General features: G+C 55.4%; 15 protein-coding genes and 2 pseudogenes. 9 read left to right on the top strand and 8 right to left on the bottom strand.

Translation table 11 applies throughout. The features are described from left to right. Positions 1-210: 210 nt before the first annotated feature. Together WA845_RS23645 and WA845_RS23640 are read right to left on the bottom strand one after the other, a co-directional pair. Complete coding sequence (locus WA845_RS23645) at positions 211-798, bottom strand: NADPH-dependent FMN reductase (protein ID WP_337322697.1); 588 nt, start codon at positions 796-798, stop codon at positions 211-213. A 288-nt stretch (positions 799-1086) separates the two neighbouring features. Further along, positions 1087-1983, bottom strand: coding sequence for an AraC family transcriptional regulator (locus WA845_RS23640; protein WP_337322696.1), 897 nt, complete (start codon positions 1981-1983; stop codon positions 1087-1089). A 456-nt stretch (positions 1984-2439) separates the two neighbouring features. Between WA845_RS23640 and WA845_RS23635 the strand changes: the two genes are divergently transcribed. Together WA845_RS23635 and alaE are read left to right on the top strand one after the other, a co-directional pair. Continuing rightward, positions 2440-3351 (top strand): AraC family transcriptional regulator, encoded by a 912-nt coding sequence (locus WA845_RS23635; RefSeq protein WP_337322695.1) that lies wholly within the window; start codon positions 2440-2442, stop codon positions 3349-3351. Between the two features lie 184 nt (positions 3352-3535). Further along, complete coding sequence (alaE, locus tag WA845_RS23630) at positions 3536-4000, top strand: L-alanine exporter AlaE (protein WP_337322694.1); 465 nt, start codon at positions 3536-3538, stop codon at positions 3998-4000. Between the two features lie 141 nt (positions 4001-4141). On the opposite strand, the pseudogene WA845_RS23625 reads toward alaE, so the two are convergent. After that, positions 4142-4696 (bottom strand): annotated as a pseudogene (locus WA845_RS23625) (TrbI/VirB10 family protein); the annotation flags it as partial. Between the two features lie 278 nt (positions 4697-4974). Further along, positions 4975-5598 (bottom strand): TetR/AcrR family transcriptional regulator, encoded by a 624-nt coding sequence (locus tag WA845_RS23620; RefSeq protein WP_337322693.1) that lies wholly within the window; start codon positions 5596-5598, stop codon positions 4975-4977. A 129-nt stretch (positions 5599-5727) separates the two neighbouring features. Between WA845_RS23620 and WA845_RS23615 the strand changes: the two genes are divergently transcribed. Continuing rightward, a complete protein-coding gene (locus WA845_RS23615) occupies positions 5728-6585 on the top strand; it encodes an alpha/beta fold hydrolase (protein WP_337322812.1) in 858 nt (285 codons plus the stop codon). 143 nt (positions 6586-6728) lie between these two features. On the opposite strand, the gene WA845_RS23610 is transcribed toward WA845_RS23615, so the two are convergent. Next, entirely contained in the window at positions 6729-7187 is a 459-nt protein-coding gene (locus WA845_RS23610; RefSeq protein ID WP_337322692.1) for a winged helix-turn-helix transcriptional regulator, read from the bottom strand. Positions 7188-7321: 134 nt separating this feature from the next. Here WA845_RS23610 and WA845_RS23605 point away from each other — a divergent pair, with 134 nt between their 5' ends. The 5 genes from WA845_RS23605 (at position 7322) to WA845_RS23585 (ending at position 10779) form a co-directional block, all read left to right on the top strand. Further along, entirely contained in the window at positions 7322-8275 is a 954-nt protein-coding gene (locus tag WA845_RS23605) for an NmrA/HSCARG family protein (RefSeq protein ID WP_337322691.1), read from the top strand. 127 nt (positions 8276-8402) lie between these two features. Then, a complete protein-coding gene (locus WA845_RS23600; protein WP_337322690.1) occupies positions 8403-8801 on the top strand; it encodes a nuclear transport factor 2 family protein in 399 nt (132 codons plus the stop codon). Beyond that, the gene (locus tag WA845_RS23595) at positions 8801-9196 is read left to right on the top strand and encodes an AraC family transcriptional regulator (RefSeq protein WP_337322689.1); all 396 of its coding nucleotides are present in this window, start codon (positions 8801-8803) and stop codon (positions 9194-9196) included. Before WA845_RS23600 ends, WA845_RS23595 begins: the two co-directional genes overlap by 1 nt. Positions 9197-9700: 504 nt before the next feature. Continuing rightward, positions 9701-10147 (top strand): hypothetical protein, encoded by a 447-nt coding sequence (locus WA845_RS23590; protein ID WP_337322688.1) that lies wholly within the window; start codon positions 9701-9703, stop codon positions 10145-10147. After that, positions 10144-10779, top strand: a complete 636-nt coding sequence (locus tag WA845_RS23585; protein ID WP_337322687.1) for an OmpA family protein — start codon at positions 10144-10146, stop codon at positions 10777-10779. The genes WA845_RS23590 and WA845_RS23585 overlap by 4 nt, the downstream gene beginning before the upstream one ends. A 383-nt stretch (positions 10780-11162) precedes the next feature. On the opposite strand, the gene WA845_RS23580 is transcribed toward WA845_RS23585, so the two are convergent. The 3 genes and pseudogenes from WA845_RS23580 to WA845_RS23570 form a co-directional block, all read right to left on the bottom strand. After that, positions 11163-11696 carry a lipocalin family protein gene (locus WA845_RS23580; RefSeq protein WP_337322686.1) on the bottom strand — a complete coding sequence of 178 codons (534 nt, stop codon included), beginning with the start codon at positions 11694-11696 and terminating at the stop codon, positions 11163-11165. Between the two features lie 202 nt (positions 11697-11898). Continuing rightward, a pseudogene (locus tag WA845_RS23575) lies at positions 11899-12039 on the bottom strand (ethanolamine utilization protein); the annotation flags it as partial. Positions 12040-12119: 80 nt separating this feature from the next. Beyond that, positions 12120-13094 (bottom strand): sensor histidine kinase, encoded by a 975-nt coding sequence (locus WA845_RS23570; RefSeq protein ID WP_337322685.1) that lies wholly within the window; start codon positions 13092-13094, stop codon positions 12120-12122. 188 nt (positions 13095-13282) lie between these two features. Here WA845_RS23570 and WA845_RS23565 point away from each other — a divergent pair, with 188 nt between their 5' ends. Then, positions 13283-16435: a hybrid sensor histidine kinase/response regulator gene (locus WA845_RS23565; RefSeq protein WP_337322811.1), complete on the top strand. Its 3153-nt coding sequence runs from the start codon at positions 13283-13285 to the stop codon at positions 16433-16435. Positions 16436-17050 lie beyond the last annotated feature (615 nt).

Raw genomic sequence — 17050 nt, 5'->3', positions numbered from 1 at the left:
CGAGCGACAGCGCGCCTTTCCTGTTTTCCCGCTTGACACAATCGACAAAAATAGCGCCACATTGAAGCCTTATGTCATGGCCTGTCGCAAGACCTTTTTTGATGGTGCGTCCCTTTGGTCGTCAGATGCGCCGGATGTGATGAAGCTGCCGAGCCGTCAAGTTATCACTGCTGTATCAGCAACGCTCGAAGCGCTCCACGACCGGAGAACTCAGGCACTGTTGCGGGCGGCCATGGTCGCAGCAGCCCACCACGCCAATTCATTCAGCATGGAATCAAGAGGATGTGATAGGACTTGGTCTACCGCCGACATAGGCAGGTTCTGCCCCAAATGCGAGACCTTCAGAAATTCGCTTCCGCCAAGATGCACTGCGCCGCGCAGGGGAACCATCTGGAGCTCAATGCCGATCCCGCGCAGATGCTCGATAGCGCGCGAAGCTCCGACGCCGCCGTATCCCATCGCAGCCATTGGTTTGCGATTCCATTCCTTGTAGGCTTGATCCAGCGCGTTCTTGAGCGACCCAGGAATGGAGTGATTATATTCAGGTGTGAGGAAAATGTAGCCGTCAAACGTTGCGAGTTTGCTCTGCCAGGCCACGGCGCGGGGATCCTGTGACTGAGTCCACATGTTCGATGCGACCTCGTTGAAGAAAGGGAGATCAAACATCCGCAAATCAACTAGCTCGAAAGTCATATCCTCCCGCGCCTGACACTTCTCAAAAAGCCATGCGGCGGGCTTGTCTGCGAAGCGCGGGTCGCGGGTCGAACCTATGATTATGGCAATGTGGGGTTTGGCCATTTGTCGCTCCCTGTTTGAACGCCTGGGAAGCAATCGTTCTCCATCATACTTGGGACCGACTGCAAGTCTGCCTCTTCAGAGAGAGGCATTAACTTCTGCAACTCAACAATACGAAACGCTTTCATTAGCGACTAGCCCCGTGCAAGGGGACTCTGTGTCCGCATCTTTGGAACGCCTGATAATCGCTGGGCTACGTCAACGCCTGCAGCTTTCACAATGTACCCGCGCCTGCGGCAGCAATGCGAGGACATTCACATATATCCGGCACCCCGGAATGGCCGGCCGACGCTAACGCGCTTCACGATGTTCGCGGCGGTAGTTGCTCGGAGTGGTTTGCCGGTGTTTGAGAAACACTCGAGAAAGCACTTGGCTAGAGGAATATCCAACCTCTAATGCTATTTCCGTGACTGGCAGATTTGACGAGCTAAGTAGTTTGCAGGCTCTTTCCACTCGTAGTTCCGTTAAGAAAAGCCGTGGCGGAACGCCAACGCTTCTTTTGAACATCCTGGCAAAATGAAAGGGCGACATTTTCACTTCCGCTGCTAGCTCAACGAGGCTGATGTCTTCTGACAGGCGCATCCGCATAACTTCTACGCAATGCCGCACGGCCCAAGTCGACAGCCCCCCCGTAGCGGGGGCAAATGGGGCGCGGTGCAGACGACACAATTCTGCCAGGATCTCGCATCCTGCCGCTTGCGCTAGCATTTGCGACGGCGCGCCCTCTTCATCGCAAAGCTGCCACAGCCGACGAAACATTGAATGGATCGAAGGCGATCGAAAGCAGGTGCCGCTGTACAACTGCGGGTCGGAGAGCGAGAAATCGCGGTCTGCCGCGCAGTCAATCATTTTTTGCCAATACTCAATCGAGAACGCGAGTGCGCGAGTATGATGCTTCTCGTCCACCGTGAGCTTGTACCCAGCATTAGGAGGAGCGAGATAAAAGCCATCCTTGATCGTAGAACCTGCAAAAGGGCCGGCGCCGAAATCGCCGCACAAGAGTGTGCCGCCGGCCAGATCTTGATTAATCACCACGCTCGGGAGGGCCATCCGAGACAGATCTCCTCTTGGTCGAACCGCCTCCACCATGTGAAGTGTCGTGCCAGCCGATTTTAAAGTTAGAATATGAGGAGCAACGCTGCCCCGTTTGATCCAGTCAGCCCATGAGTCGTAGGTCACAGCGGTCATGACTGGTTCCTGGATTGGAGGACGGACTTGTTAGCCGGGGCAATAGCCAATCCGACACGGCTCAAAGGTGGGCCTGGTAGCAAGCCAGTCGCAGGGAAGCATACCTTCGCCAGTTAACCGTGCAGGAGAGATAAAGACATGAAAACACACATTGCCACTACTGAATATAACTCTATCTGTCGGGGCAATGCGGACAGAATGTCCCTAATCATGAACTGTTTTAGGCCAGGAAGCCGCGCTCTCACGCGTTGTTCTAATTGAAGCTCCCTCCGGCCGCAAAAACCTAGGCTGCGCTGCTATCAAGAAGTGAAGCATCGATTATCGGTTTCGATATTTGCGCAAGAACCGCAACGCAGAGCAAGCACTGCAACGCGAAAATGTTTTCTCCAAGTAGATTTCTTGTCTTGTCGCCGCCGATTCACCGCCTTGTCTGGATCGCATATCGGGATCAATAGAATGACTACATCGCAATATTCATCTTTCGCGCAGTGGTACAATGAAGGCCCCTGCGCGGCCTATGTGCACACGATGAGCTCTCCTGGCGGGATACTAAACCTTTATGGGTCGATGCAACCGCCTCAGGAGATGCAATATCCCGCCGTGCCGGACTTAGTCGTGCATCAGAACATGACGGTAGGCACTCATCTCAGTGCCAGTCTCGGAGCCGGAGCTTTCGCAGTTGCTATGGAGGTCGGCGGCTGTGTAGTAGCTGCTCCAAATTTCGCCATTGATACGCGCGTACCAAGCAACCATCAAGTTCGCAGTGTCGCATTTCCCGTGGCGCAGTGGGCAAACATACTCGACGAAGCCTCCGAAGGAAAATTGACGTTCGATATCCTCAGGATTTATCGCGGTGCCTTTGTCACTCCGACACTCCAAGGAAAACTTCGAAAGCTTTGGGCCGTCTGTGCAGAGCAGGGCGCCCCCTCGATTCTCTTAGCTCGAGCAGCGGGCTGCGAGATTCTCGCTGAACTGTGCCAGCTTAGCGATGCGGCGTTGCCAGTTGCTAGAGGGGGCTTGGCGCCTCGGGCGGTGCGGCGCTGCGTTGAGTTGATCCACGCACGGTTGTCAGACGAGATCAGCCTCGATGAGCTGGCATGCGAAGCAGGACTGTCGTCCTTTCATTTCGCTCGCATGTTTAAGCAGAGCCTTGGCGTACCGCCACGCGTTTATGTGACGCGCCTACGGATGGAAAGAGCTTGCGACCTCCTTGAGCAGACAGACATTCCGGTAAATGAGATTGCGCTGCAGGTCGGATACTCGTCTCACCAGGCTCTTGCCAAGGTATTTACCAAGAGCATGAACATCACCCCGTCGGATTATCGCCGCGTCGTTCGCGATGCCGCGCGCTCGATCCCGATGCCATAATGTCGTAATCGCCAAATGCAAACGACGGTTTTGAGGTCTGAAGCCAGTCCTTCAACGATCGATCCATATTGGCTTCGATCTCCTCATCGATTACGCGAAGCTGGATCGGTCAATAAAATAGGGAACACCAAATGTCGCCGCTCAAGAGTACCATACTGCTGCGATTCATGCTCGCCGTACCAAAATGACGGGACGCTTTTCTTTCCGCATACGTCCGACTCGCGCGTATCTCGCAGACACGATTGCCTTGATCATGTTTTTCACTGCGACAGGCATCATAAACGAACGTTTCATCGCAGGCATGAGTTGGGATGAAGTTTTGCAAGCCCGTCTGCTCGGCGCTGCTCTAATGGTGCCCGTAGCCCGCCCCTACGGCATTTGGCGGGACTGGATTATGATACGTGCCAAGCCAACCAAAACGTCCCGAATTATGTGGGACAGTTTCGCACTTCTGAGTTTTCAGGTGCCGATCTACGGTGCCATTATCGCACTCAGTGGGGCGACAGGGGGTGGTTTGTTGCGCGGTATACTGGGGGCTGCCGTGATGATGATCGTGCTCGGACGGCCTTACGGAGCATTCTTAAATTTTATCAGGCGACTTTTTGGCCTCCCGCCGGGAGACCAAAAACCGATGTCCTTGAAAGGGTAGCAGAGAGCAGGTCGTTTGCGCGAACGTCTGAGAACTTACGCTGCGCCTCAAATTGTTCGTCCAGAAGCGGTGAACGACGGCGTTTGGTAACTTGTCGTCAGCCCGAAGATGAATTTTCTACCATATCAAGTTCCTCTTCATTCATAGATATACCCCCGAAAACACGATGTTCCGATCTGCCAGAACATTGAACTCGTAGCCCGGCCGGATCTGAAACGTCGGCTGTACATCCATACTGCGTTGACTGTCCGGTCGGCCACTCGCCCGGAGGTCTCGGCGAAATCACGCCTTTCCGTATGGGATGCCGTATCCCGTGACGCCAGCGTCGAGTTCTCCGGAACCGGCATGTCGATGCCAATTCCGACCAGCTCGATAAATGATCGCCGATCCATAAGTTCTAAAATAGTCGTTGTTCACCTTGTCGTTGAAGCAACCGTACCCTTCAGCATCCGTGCCGGCCATGCCGCCGATCTGCAACGTCGATCCGTTCGCAATGATGATGTCTGAACAGACGACAAGTACGCGGCTTTGCCCGAACGACATTTTGCCATCGTAACGGCCCAAGAGTTTCGTGCCCCGCGGGATCAGCCGGCGATGATGGCCTGCCGTGGTGTCATAGACATTCTGGCTGACCTGCGCAGTGATCCGAAGATCGGAATCGATGCCTGTTATCAATCTTGCCGGAACGACTGAGCCCGGCATTGAAGAAATCTTCCTTTGAGCTCTGTCCTTCGGGCTCGACGCTTTAACCACCCAGACCGGTACGCAATGCGTCGGCGTAAGATCAGCGGCGTTTGCGATGGCGGCGGCTGTCGTCGGCCGGGTTCCGCGGCTCTCGCGTTTTCCGACCCCGCGCCCAGCTTGCCCCGATCGATGGCAAGCGGCGCAACGTAGGCACAGTCTCGCGCCTGCAACCGTTATCGGATTTTCAGACTGACCTAGCGGCGGTCACGCTTGCACGCACAACGCCGAATTTATGGATCTGCGCCAGCCCGAGCCGACCGTTGGCTCGAGGCATCAAGAGCTATAAGGCTAGTCTGGCCATTGTTACGTACGGCAGCATCTGCATCGCGGCGGCAAGCTTGGACGGCTCGCTCCATCGCGGCTTTTTCGCCAAAAACTGCAACAAGAAGCGTCGCGCCTTCAATTCGGGCGAGTGCGTCACTTGCCACAATCTCAGCCCGATCTGGAGACATAGCGGACGATAAAATAGAGACTAGTTGCGCCCGAAGCGTTGCGAAAAAATTCTGGACGGCTTCTGTTGCGGCAGGAGTTTCTTCGCTGACGCCATAAGCAAGGTGAAGACCCACGCACCGCTTTCGCTCCGCCAGGTCTCCCGCGATAGCCCTGAGTGCGTTCTCATATGTCACCTGCCAAGGGCCCCCACCGGGGCCCGCGTTTGCTTGTGTGAGCGTTTCGTGCAGGAGAGCGTCGAGCACTTCAGGGACTATGGCCTCCTTGTTCGAAAATCGCATGTAAAGGGATGCTTTCTTCAAACCTATTCTGTCGGCAAGGTCCTGCATGGAAGCACCCGCATACCCTTTTTCGCGGAACAGTTCACGCGCTGCCGCTATGATCTCATCTCTCGTGACCTTCATGCCTTTGCCTTCTCAACAAACCATCTTGAACATAGTACGTCAGCCTCCTATTTACAAACGACCGATCGGTAGTATTTGTGTGTCAGGTCCGGCGGATTACCGGCAATGGCAAAATTGAAGGAGTACAAAATGACTGTGAGTTACAAACGCCAGCAAGTGGGCGACGTCGAGGTCTTTTATCGCGAAGCCGGAACGCGAACAGCTCCTGTTCTCCTGCTACTGCATGGCTTTCCCTCGTCCAGCCACATGTTCCGTGATCTTATACCGCTCCTTGCGGATAGGTATCGCGTGATCGCCCCAGATCTCCCGGGCTTCGGGTACACGCGTGCACCTGAGCGCGGGAAATTCGACTACACGTTTGACAATCTCGCGAAGATTATGGAGGGCTTCACTGAGGCGCTGGGTCTGGAACGTTACGCTCTTTACGTGTTCGACTATGGAGCTCCGACCGGCTTCCGCCTTGCCCTATCACATCCCGAGCGCATCACGGCAATCATTAGCCAGAATGGTAACGCGTATCTCGATGGTTTCAGCGACGAGTGGGGGCCTTGGCAGGCCTATTGGCGCGACCCAACTCCGGAAACCAGAGAGGCCTGCCGGGCTTCACTTTCTCCCGAGGTGATCGAGAACTGGCAGTATCGCACTGGCGCTGATCCCAAACGTCTCGGACCGGACGGTTACATGCTCGATATCGCTTTGATGCGTCGCCCGGCTGCTGAGGAAATTCAGCTCGATCTCATTCTGGATTACCGAACGAACCTTGAGCGCTACCCCGATTTCCAACACTACTTCCGTACGCACCGGCCCCCTCTCCTGGCCGTCTGGGGTCGCCATGATCCAGCATTTATTCCAGCAGGGGCAGAAGCTTATAAGCGGGATCTCCCTGACGCGCATGTCCACTTCCTCGATACGGGCCACTTCGCCCTTGAAACCCATGCGCGCGAGATCGCACAGCTAATGCGAGGATTTCTCGAAGAGCACCTCTAAAAGAGTTTGCACCGTCATCGTCACCCATGATTTCAGTGTCGATGACGGGGCCCGCATTCATTGCAGCGGTGCATAATTCGCCGGAATAGAAGCGACACAGATAGTCGGAGGATGCTGCTAACCCGCCGCAGCCCTTTGGAAAATTATGGCCTTTCCTTAGAGAGCACCTCATTAGCAACGGCCCAGCGATCCGGCTGAGCCATGGAAGCCGTCCGAGACCGCGGTCTACAGTTCCCTGTCTCGCAGGTAATACCATGCATTGCCTGCAGGCTTTCTCCCCATTCGCACATGCTGACCAGCAGAGGCTCCAACGAGAACCCGAGCTCCGTCAGCTCATATTCCACCTTGGGAGGGACTTCCGGATAAATGATCCGGCGGATAATGCCGTCGGCCTCGAGTTCCCTCAGTTGAAGCGTGATCATCCGCGGTGTCGCTGCGGGAACGAGGCGACAGATCGCGTTAAATCTCAACCTGCCATCAAGCAATTGGAAGAGAATGACGGGTTTCCAGACGCCACCAATAACCGAGATCGTCGCCTCGACTGCGCATCCGGTCTTAGTCGCTGTACGACGTCCCCGCGCCGGGGGGGCACTATCATTCATGATACTACATGCTCTCTTTGTACGTACTTACTGCAAAGGCAGATTAATATTATTTAAGTCGAATGCAAAGACGGCCGCATCGTCATTCTGGCGCTTATTTCTGATGGCTGAACTAATACGAGGATATGAATTATATGTCTGAAAACCAAAGACCACTGATTGCGGTGGTAGGCGCAACCAGCAAACAGGGGCGCAGCGTTGCGACGACCTTGCTGGAAAGCAATCAATATCGGGTCCGCGCCCTGACCAGGAACCGCGATTCAGCGGGAGCCCGTGCGTTAGCCGACCTAGGTGCAGAGATTGTTGCCGCGCCGCTTGGGCTCGGTCATCAAAAGGATCTTGTGTCAGCATTCCAGAATGCCGACGGCGCCTATCTGATGACCCCTCAGCTTGAACCGCAAGACAATGCCGAATTTGTGCTCGGCAAAAAGCTTGCCGACGCTGCGGTGGAGGCGGGCGTCGGCCACATCGTCTTTTCGACCTTGAACAATGTCGACAAAATCACCGATGGTAGGAAATACGCCCCGCATTTCACCGACAAGGCTCTGGTCGCCGACTATATCCGCACCTTGCCTGTAACGTATTCCTTCGTGTCGCTCGCATTCTTCTACACGAACCTGCTCGAATATTACGTTCCCCAGATGAAGGGGGATACGCTTCTTATGCCGATCTACCTTCCCGAAGACTTCCGCGCACCATTTGTTGACCCCACGACCGCAACGGGACCCGCTGTGCTCTCCGTTTTGTCCGATCCTGACACCTTCAGGGGAAAGACCCTGCCGATCGTCGGCGAGATGATTTCGCCGCGTGAGATCGTCGACACGTTTCAGACTGTCACGGGCATCAAGGCCGAATATCGCAGCGCCTACAGCCGCGAAGAGCTCCTACATTACTTTCCAGGGTTCGCCGCCAATGATCTCCTCGTGCAGGAGTTGATCGGCATGGTCGAATATGCCGTCGAATACGGCTATTTCGGCTGGGAACAGGATCTGGATTGGAGCCGGCGCTTGAACCCGGACACGCTCACTTGGGAGAAGTTCCTTAAGAGCTCGGGCTGGCGCGGCGCAAAGCATCAGTTCGGGCTGTGACAAGGCCGGCCGCCTTGGGGCAGATTTAATTCCCCCTCCTCTAAACTCCTGCCCCCGCCGCAATTCCCACCGCCGGCCGGACTTTCTTAAGCCTGCAATGCAACCCGAACCAAGATTGTGGACCCAAATGAGCGTTGAAGACAACAAGCGCCTCGTGCGCGCATTTTGCGACCAGTTCAAAACCTCGAATGCCGATGGCCTGATCGATGCTATGACAGACGATGCAACCTGGTGGGTTAATGGCAAGCCTCACCTCTTTCCCTCATCGGGAACAAAGACCAGAGATGAGGCGGCTCGAATGGTCCGCACCATGCTGTCAGCCTATACCAACGGCCTCGATATGCAGATCGTAAGCATCATCGGCGAGGGCAACATGGTCGCAGTCGAATCCCGTTCGCAAGCGACGACCAAATCCGGAAAAACCTATCAAAACGAGTATGCGCTGCATTTCACCATCCAAGACGGCAAGATAGCAAAGCTGCGCGAGTACACGGACTTACTCCACGTTCTTGAAGTGTTTGGGTGATGGCCGGGTTGCCTAGAGAAACATCTTCTTTAGCCAAGGGAGGCCTCGCTCCTTGGGCTAAGCGCAACTGTTTGGAGCTTATGCACGCGAGGCTTTCAGAGCACCTGAGTTTGGACCAATTAGCCGCAGAGGCTGGGCTTTCTCTGTCTCATTTTGCCCGGATGTTCAAACGCAGCGTTGGCGTTCCACCGCGTGTCTACCTAATGCATATTCGGATCGAGAAAGCTTGTGAACTTTTGGAGAGGACGGATATGTCTGTAACCGGAATCGCGCTTGAAGTTGGCTACTCCTCCAACCAGACGTTTGGCAGGGCATTCTTGAAACGAGTTCACGTCACTCCCGGGGACTACCGCCGCGCCTTGCGAGATCAGGCCGTGTTGGCCGCGGCAAGTTAGCGTCAGCGGGGCCAACACTAACTTTGGCCATTGCTCAGACAGATGAAACACTCAACCTCAGCGGAAGTTAGGCCTGGTTGGCATCCGACTAGGTCCGCTGACCAGATAAATCTTGATTGAATCCTTCGCGAGACGTCCACAAGCCCATTCATCTTCAGCGACTGCTGCCAGATGGCAGAATCCAATGCCGCTGAAGCAGAGGGCGACCGCGTTAAACTGATTGCCGCACGAAAATCTTACCATCTCGACAGATTCCACGTCTAAATTGATTGTCGCATCTCGACCAGCGACCGATACGCGGGAGCGATCTCTCCTCGACGGCGAGACCCGTTGTTTGCCACTACTGACGCAACAGGTACTTTCGTAGGCCGACGGCGTTTTCGAGCGCGCTTACTTTTTGCCACAAATATTTCGATAAAAGATTGAAATGCTTTTTCCAGCACCTTTAATGGTCGCAGGCATCGCTCGCTTTGATATCTGTTTATACCTCGGAGGGGACTTTTGTTGAGAAAACTGGCTTTCGTTACGGCGCTGCTTGCAGCGGGGACCGCCCACGCTGCAGATCAGACCTATACCGTCATAGGTGGACAAGTGAGTGTTCCAGTAGGTCTTACTGTGCAGGTCAAAACCGTCACTGTTGGCGACGTCTCAACGAAGGTGCGGTTACTTGCAAGTTTCGACAGTCATCAAACGCTCTCTGTCAACATGAACGACGGCGAAAACGCTTATCTTTCGTGGGGTGAAGGCGAGCAGGATCGGCTGCATATGCGTCAGATTACCGATAACAAGTGGATGCGCATTTCCAATGGAAAGACGATGGAAGGTGACCTTGTCTTCCCCGGCGTTATTCCTCCCGATGTGAAGAAGGTATCGCTCGTCTTCAATCCTGGCAAATCCGGTGATGATACGAGTGCTCCTGGCGTGACGGTGCCCTTGGAACTCAAACAATGAGATGGGCGATTATCCTGTCGATTCTACTCACAGGTCCGGCTGCCGCATCGCAATACTCCGTCACTTTGACGTCCACGCATTCAGATGAGCAGTTATCGACTTTCCGCGAGGTTGGCTTTGCGGCATCTACCTTCAACGAACGTGCCGAGCAAAGCGGTGGCTCCTTCTCGTCTGAGACATCATCCTTTGGCTTGCAGGACATGGACGACACTACGCGAATGAAGACGGAGGGCACGCTCGTCAAACTCAATGCAAAGCAGGTTAATGGCCGCATTCTGGTGAGCCTGCCGAGCGATGTTTTGTTTGACTTTGACAAATCCAACATCCGGCCAGACGCTGAAGCCACACTCCTCCAACTGTCCGAGGTGTTGATCACAATGCATGACAGTCGCGTTGAAATTACGGGTCACACGGATTCAAAAGGGAGCGATGAATACAACGACAAGCTTTCGATCCGTAGAGCCAATTCGGTCAAGGCCTGGCTCGAAGAAAATGGCGTCACCTCAAAGATGACCGCCGCAGGCAAGGGCGAGCGGTCCCCCGTCGCCCCCAACCAAACGGCGTCGGGCGCGGACGATCCTAACGGGCGTCAGAAAAACCGTCGTGTTGAATTGGTAATCGGAGAGAATTGATATGGCGCTTATTGTTTGTCCGGAATGCGAGGGCCGGGTATCTGACAAAGCGTTTGCCTGCCCTGCATGCGGTTATCCAGTGCGCAGTCAGAATAGCAAAAGCGGGTGGCCTCGCGTTATCGGGGGTGTTGCTGGCACTTATATTTCAGCTCAAGCGCTCATCGCGATCATCGTTGGCTGCGTCATGGTTTTATCTTTCGCCGCAATCATGATAGCGGCGATACTTAGTTGATCGAGCGAGATCCATGCTGACTGGGTGCTGTGACAGGCTGAACTGAAAGTGAAATACCATCGAGCGCTTCAGGATGTCACCGATTACGCCGAGCTGATCGCTATTTCCGCAGGGAGTTTCTGTGGCGAAGCGGTGACCATTCATAAAGCGTCTAATGCTGCGTCCACCGCAGCATGTTGACATCGTACCCGAGCGCCTTGACCCTCTCGACGAGCATGTTGCGGATTTTTTTTGTGGGTTTGGGTGCCCGCGTCAAAATCCACAAGTATCGGCCCGAAGGTTCGCCGACAATCGACCAAGAATAATCCGCGGCGTGATCAAGGATCCAGTAATCACCGTAGAACGGACCGAAGAAAGACACCTTTAACTTGGCGTTGCCGCTGTCCGGCACAGTTTTTGCTCTGCCTTCGGATTCTTTGCGCTTACCGGTTATTCCGCCTTCCCGGCAGGTGTTAAGCACGCGGACCATACCGTCTTTGCGAAGTGAGTAGTCAGCAGTAACTGCCTCGCAATCACGCTCGAACTGGTTCTCATAGCGGGCCAACTCGAACCAGTGACCGATGTATCGGTCGATTTCGACGAATTTAACTGGCTGAGGTACAGACGGATTGCCTGAGCGTCCAGCAGGGCTGCAGGCTGCCAGCACGGCGCCTAACATCGTTATGATTGCAATATTGAGTTTCATGCCGTCAGAATGCACTGGGTCACCGAAAGTTCCAGCCGCTCGTTCGCTATGGAGGTTGCGCCCTGCTGTCGCGGAGATATAAAAGTGGCACGTTTGTCAAATCAGGAACTCTTCTCGCGTTTCGGTGCCGACTGCGTCAGAGATGGGTAGAACGGGCGCTCCCGAACATAGGCCGTTTGGCTCCCGTTCAGCCATTGTGGAATTAAGCCCAGTGGGGATTATTGACATAGGCTGTGAGAGCACCCTCGCCCTGTGTGGTGATCGTGACGGACGGCCCCTTCGGCATGTAAACGATGTCTCCAGGTCCCGCGGTCACTGTGCCGTCACTCGTTGACACTGAAAGACTCCTCACAGCCTGAGAGCTGACCAGGATCGATGCGGCAGCCGCCGCGTTGTCGCTGTAGCAACCTGTAATCTCGCTCTTTAGCCGGAAAGATGGCTTTCTTTTATCCTCAATGTCACGACGACGCCGCCCTCGACCCAGTTATAGTCGATGGAACCTCCGAGTTGTCCGGAGACTGTCCTGTGCAACAACTTGCTCCCGTAACCGTCTACCGATCTCGGCGACGGGTCAGCGTCGCCTCCGTGCTCGCTCCAAACAATCTCAACCTCTTCTTCAATCACGGAGCCGGAGATATCGAGCAGCCCTGCATCATTCGACAAAGCACCGTACTTCAGCGAATTCGTTGCTAGCTCGTGGATCACGAGGGCCAGACTGGTTGCGGCCTTCTCTCCGAGACCCATGCGCGGAACAGCGACGCGGATGCGACCGGCAAAAGCGCCGACGTCGTCGTAAGGGGCAAGGAGCACAGCAAAGAGGTCTCCGAGCAGCGCCGCCCTCCCTTGACCATCCGGCAGCGGGCGGACCAGTTCGTGTGCACGGCCAAGGGCCGTGAGCCGCTGGGTCAACTGCTTCGCCATTTCCTCTTTCGTCTCGGTGGTCCGCGAGGTGATGTTTGTCAATCCGGACGCCAGAGCCAGAATATTTTTGACGCGATGGCTCATCTCGCCTGCAAGGAGCTCATGGCCTTCCTCCGCCTGCTTGCGGCCCGTGACGTCGAGAAAGATGCCTGTCATTTTTTCGGTGGCGGCGTCTCCCTCGTTGCCCTGACCCCGGGCAGAAATCCAACGAACGTCGGAAGCGTTCGTCAGAATACGGAAATCGATTTCAAACGGCCCATCAATCGCGCGGGTTGCGACGAACGCCGCTCTGACGCGGTCCCGGTCGGCGGGATGGATTTTTGCGGAAAGATGCTCGAAGGTGAGGTTCGTCTCGCTGGGAATGTCCCAGAGTTCGTAAGCCTTGGCATCCATTACAAACGTGTCGTCATCGACGATCCAGGTCCAGAGTGCCACCCCGGCCGACCGAATGGCGCGCCTGAGTTCCCTGTACTCCATTCGGGTTGCGACGTTCGTTTGCTCAATTTCAAATGTCTCCCGCCCTATACAAAAACTGCCGTCGATCTAGAACTAGCTGGCCAGCGAAGCGTTATCAATGATCTAGGTAGGATCTGCTTTATTGGGATGGAAGTGGAATGGCGTTGGTTTCGGACCGATATCGGGACATATTTGTTGGTGAAGGGGAAATGGCGCAGATGATGCGGCGCCATGATTGGACGAATAGTTCGCTCGGTTGCCCGGACGAATGGCCGCAAGCGCTGAAGGTTGCGATCCGGCTGCTGCTCACCTCGAAATTCGAAATGTGGCTCGGCTGGGGCCCAGACATCGCATTTTTTTATAACGACGCCTATCGTCCGACACTGGGCAACAAGCACCCCAACGCGCTTGCTGTGCCGACGAAGGTATTATGGTCTGAAATCTGGAGTGATATCAAAGGGCGCCTGGAAACCGTTTACTCAAGCGGAGAGGCGACATGGGACCGGGCATTACTCCTGTTGCTCGAACGCGACGGGTACCCGGAGGAGACGTATCACACCTTCTCGTACAGTCCGCTGATCGGAGATAGCGGCAAGGTCGAGGGCGTTTTCTGCGCGGTCACGGAAGAAACCGAGCGGGTCATCAGCGAGCGCCGACTGGCAACGATGCGCACCCTGGCGTCTGGCCTTGCCGTGGCAGACACCGAGGTCGACGTCTTCAACGCGTCACGTGAAGCACTTAAAGAAAACCCGCAGGATCTTCCCTTCTGCGCACTTTACGTTTTTGACGACAAAGGCAATGCGAAGCGCCGGTGGGTGTGTGGTGCAGCCGAAGACGACGTTTTGTTGCCAGTAACTATAACCCGCGGCGCGGGTATCTGGAACCTTGAGCGCGCTTGGCAAAAGCAGGATGTGGAACTGGTAAGTTTGGCCGCTTCTGACGTCGTGCCCTCGGGTCCCTGGCCGAAAGCCCCGTCTCAGGCTGCGATCATTCCTCTGGTCGGGCAAGCAAGCGAGCAACCCAAGGGCGTTTTGATCAGCGGGCTGAATGCACATCGGGCCGTCAGCGACGATTACCTCGATTTCCTCAAATTGATTGCCGGCCAGATCACGTCGCGATTGGCGAGCGCGGAAGCGTTCGAAACAGAGCGTCGACGGGCAGCGGCGCTAGCAGAGGCTGCCGCAATCCGGGAAAAAGCAGCGCTCGCGCTTGAGCATCTCAACCGTCAACTCTCATCAGAAGTGGAACTTCGGACCGCCGAGCGGGACCGGATGCGGGCCCTGTTCCAGCAGGCACCAAGTTTCATGTGCATCCTCAGCGGGCTTGAACACACTTTCGAGTTGGTCAACGATGCCTACATGCAACTTGTCGGTCACCGCAAGCTCGTCGGCCTCAGCGTCAGAGAAGCCCTTCCCGAGATCGCCGGACAGGGTTTCTTCGAATTGCTAGACGGCGTTTTCCAATCGGGCAAACCATATATAGGCCGTTATGTGCCGGTGCTTCTGGAACGGAATGGCAAAAAGCAACCCGATCAGCGCTTCGTACATCTGATCTACCAGCCAATCTTTGACCTCAACGGATCGGTGACCGGGATTTTCGTGGATGGTTTTGATGTCACGGACCAGAAGCGGGCTGAGGATCAGCTTCAGAGCCTCAATCACACGCTTGAAGAAAAAGTCGAGCAGCGCACTCTCGAGCTGAGAACCGCACTTCTGGAGCTTGAGAAAGAAACGATCGAGCGCGAAACCGCACAGACCGCTTTGAGGCAGGCGCAAAAAATGGAAGCTCTGGGCAACTTGACTGGCGGCGTGGCTCACGACTTTAACAATCTTCTTCAGGTTGTGAGCGGCAACCTGCAGCTTCTCGCCAAGGACATCGACGGCAACAGTCGGGCAGAACAACGCCTTCAAAACGCACTCGCCGGTGTCGCCCGCGGGGCAAAGCTGGCATCGCAGCTTTTGGCCTTCGGCCGACGGCAGCCGCTCGAGCCGAAGGTCGTCAATGTCAGGAAGCTCATCCAGAATATGGACGACATGCTGCGCCGGGCGTTGGGCGAGGAAGTCGAACTCGAAACCGTTGTTTCCGGCGGCCTTTGGAACACGCTGATCGATCCAAGCCTGTTGGAAAACGCCATCCTGAACCTCGCAATCAATTCGAGGGACGCGATGGAAGGTCGCGGGCGCTTGACCATCGAGACCGGAAATGCGGTCCTCGACGACGATTACGCCCTTTCCCACGACGATGTCCGCCCAGGGCAATATGTGCTCGTCGCGGTGACCGACACGGGCTCAGGAATATCGCCTGATATCATCGAGCATGTCCTTGAACCGTTCTTCAGCACCAAAACGGATGGGAAGGGAACCGGCCTCGGTCTGTCAATGGTTTACGGTTTCCTCAAGCAGTCCGGAGGCCACCTCAAAATTTATAGCGAAGTGGGGCATGGGACCACCATGAAGCTTTACATGCCGCGCACGATGCAGGCCGAAGACAGCCTGGGCGATCAAAAGGCCATTCCCGTGACGGGCGGCACGGAAACTGTTCTCGTGGTCGAGGACGATGACGGCGTGAGGGAAACATCGGTCGCACTGCTGACTGACCTCGGTTACCGCGTCCTCAAGGCGCACGATGCACAGTCCGCGTTCGCCATCGTCAGCAGTGGTGTCCAGATCGACCTGCTGTTTACTGACGTCGTCATGCCGGGCCCGATGCGCAGCACAGAACTTGCGAGGAAAGCCAAGGCCCAGTTTCCCGGGATCGCTGTGCTGTTTACCTCGGGATACACTGAAAACTCGATCGTTCACGGCGGTCGCCTCGACGCTGGTGTTGATTTGCTGTCCAAACCCTACACCCGAGAGGCACTGGCCCGTAAAGTCCGCCACGTTCTAAACAACGCGCAGCAACAAAGGATTGCCTTGCAACGGATGGAGCGCCAGGAGCTGGCGACTGCATCCGAGCCGGTGGCGGAACAGGAAAAGAAACAGGTTGAAATCCACCCAACGGTCTCCGGAAAACCGCATGTTCTGATCGTGGAGGATGAGCCGCTCATCCTGATGTCGACGGTCGACATGGTAGAAGAACTGGGCCACACGGTGCATGAGGCAAACTCGGCGGAACATGCCCTTGGCGTGCTCGAGACAAACAGGATCGACACGTTGCTGACAGATGTCGGCCTGCCGGGCATGTCTGGAATAGAACTCGCACGAGAGGTGCGGCAACGCTGGCCAAACGTGCGGATCATCTTTGCAAGCGGCGACGACAGCGCGAAAATTACCTCAGGCATTGCAGATGCACATCAATTATCCAAGCCCTTCACCATTGATAGCCTGTGTAAGGTGTTGGGTGAGAGCGACCCGACCGCGTAATCTCAACTTTATGTGCGAAGAACAATGGGCGAGCGCGGCATTCGCCTTGCCCAATGAGCTCCTGTAGCGAAAGAATAATTTGCAACAGGGTTGGAAATCTCAATGCGCGTTGCCCTGTACGGTTCCAACGCCAGCGGGTCCAAATATTATAAAGATAGGACATACGGCCAGCTGAAGGTGTCGAGACCTAAGAAATTCGGGGCAACTTTTAAAAGACGGCGTCTTCGTGAAGTGCAGCGATACCTTCTCTCAAAACAGTGAAGACAACGTTTGTGCGCGCCGAACTCTCGACCTTGTCGTTGATCCGACTGCAGGGCTATGTCGCCTATTGCTTGGGAAGCTCGGAGCTTCATTTTCAGCGAAAAATTTCAAAATTCTGGGAGCTTCGCATCGCTTCAATCTCATCCAGGCGGGCGTTGGAGAATAGACCAGTTTGATCATCTACCGGAAATCGCCCCCGCGTCTGAATGGCCATATCGACTGGACGATGATCAGTCAGGCCTATTGGATTGAAGCCGAGCTGACGGCAGAACTGAAAAGCCGGCTCCGGCCAAGCCTAGATGCAATCATCCGCTGGCTCGGCGCACCTCCAGAGGCCGAAGAACGACGACCGCA

The sequence above is a fragment of the Agrobacterium sp. CMT1 genome, from assembly GCF_037203725.1.
Classification (GTDB): Bacteria; Pseudomonadota; Alphaproteobacteria; order Rhizobiales; family Rhizobiaceae; genus Agrobacterium; species Agrobacterium pusense.
Note: the sequence above shows the minus strand (reverse complement) of the source record. Positions and strands in the feature narration are given on the sequence as shown.

Coding starts and splice junctions, on each gene's coding strand:
- WA845_RS23565 (WP_337322811.1), top strand. CDS start 13,283: ATGGCGCAGATGATGCGGCGCCATGATTGGACGAATAGTTCGCTCGGT.
- WA845_RS23610 (WP_337322692.1), bottom strand. CDS start 7,187: ATGAATGATAGTGCCCCCCCGGCGCGGGGACGTCGTACAGCGACTAAG.
- WA845_RS23620 (WP_337322693.1), bottom strand. CDS start 5,598: ATGAAGGTCACGAGAGATGAGATCATAGCGGCAGCGCGTGAACTGTTC.
- WA845_RS23585 (WP_337322687.1), top strand. CDS start 10,144: ATGAGATGGGCGATTATCCTGTCGATTCTACTCACAGGTCCGGCTGCC.
- WA845_RS23605 (WP_337322691.1), top strand. CDS start 7,322: ATGTCTGAAAACCAAAGACCACTGATTGCGGTGGTAGGCGCAACCAGC.
- WA845_RS23595 (WP_337322689.1), top strand. CDS start 8,801: ATGGCCGGGTTGCCTAGAGAAACATCTTCTTTAGCCAAGGGAGGCCTC.
- alaE (WP_337322694.1), top strand. CDS start 3,536: ATGACGGGACGCTTTTCTTTCCGCATACGTCCGACTCGCGCGTATCTC.
- WA845_RS23635 (WP_337322695.1), top strand. CDS start 2,440: ATGACTACATCGCAATATTCATCTTTCGCGCAGTGGTACAATGAAGGC.
- WA845_RS23600 (WP_337322690.1), top strand. CDS start 8,403: ATGAGCGTTGAAGACAACAAGCGCCTCGTGCGCGCATTTTGCGACCAG.
- WA845_RS23580 (WP_337322686.1), bottom strand. CDS start 11,696: ATGAAACTCAATATTGCAATCATAACGATGTTAGGCGCCGTGCTGGCA.
- WA845_RS23615 (WP_337322812.1), top strand. CDS start 5,728: ATGACTGTGAGTTACAAACGCCAGCAAGTGGGCGACGTCGAGGTCTTT.
- WA845_RS23640 (WP_337322696.1), bottom strand. CDS start 1,983: ATGACCGCTGTGACCTACGACTCATGGGCTGACTGGATCAAACGGGGC.
- WA845_RS23570 (WP_337322685.1), bottom strand. CDS start 13,094: ATGGAGTACAGGGAACTCAGGCGCGCCATTCGGTCGGCCGGGGTGGCA.
- WA845_RS23645 (WP_337322697.1), bottom strand. CDS start 798: ATGGCCAAACCCCACATTGCCATAATCATAGGTTCGACCCGCGACCCG.